The following is an 800-nucleotide window of genomic DNA, read 5'->3' as shown; positions in this document are numbered from 1 at the left end:
CTCGCCGTGACCACGACGCTGAGCGGCAACCCACTGTCCCTCACCCATGGCCGACAACACCGCATCCGGACCCAACTCCAGAAACGTCGACACACCCGACCCTGCCAACACCGACACATCATCAGCGAAACGCACGCACTCGCGCACATGCCGAACCCAGTAAGCCGACCCAGAAACATCACGAACCAAAGGAATCCGCGGCACACCGAACGACAACCCGTCCACCACCGCCGCGAAATCATCCAACATCGGCTCCATCAACGGCGAATGAAACGCATGCGACACCCCCAACCGGCGCGTCCGTACCCCACCCAACCGCGCCTCCACGGCATCCACATCATCAACAGCACCCGACACCACAACCGACTCGGCACCATTGACCGCGGCGATATCCACCACGCCCGACAACAACGGCCGCACCACGTCCTCCGACGCGGCAACGGCCACCATCACCCCACCAACCGGCAATGCCTGCATCAACTCCGCCCGCGCCCGCACCAAACGACACGCATCCACCAGAGACAACACACCCGCCACATGCGCAGCCGCGATCTCACCCACCGAGTGCCCACCCACGAAAGCAGGCCGCACCCCCCACGACTCCACCAACCGGAACAACGCCACCTCAAACGCGAACAACGCCGGCTGCGCCACCCCCGTCAACGACATGTCGCCATCAACGTCCACCGGCAACAAAGCCCGAACCTCATCAAAAGCCGCAGCGAACACCGGATACCGCCCATACAACTCGGCACCCATACCCACACGCTGCGCACCCTGACCCGTGAACATCACCGCCA

At 63.6% G+C, this 800-nt stretch carries 1 protein-coding gene; it reads right to left on the bottom strand.

Features of this window, described 5'->3' with window-relative positions; genetic code table 11:
- Nucleotides 1–800, bottom strand: an 800-nt coding sequence (locus tag ACFHWU_RS29245) for an acyltransferase domain-containing protein (RefSeq protein ID WP_416592318.1), incomplete at both ends; no start/stop codon positions are given.

The sequence above is a fragment of the Micromonospora sp. LOL_015 genome, assembly GCF_048060275.1.
GTDB lineage: Bacteria > Actinomycetota > Actinomycetes > Mycobacteriales > Micromonosporaceae > Micromonospora_E.
Note: the sequence above shows the minus strand (reverse complement) of the source record. Positions and strands in the feature narration are given on the sequence as shown.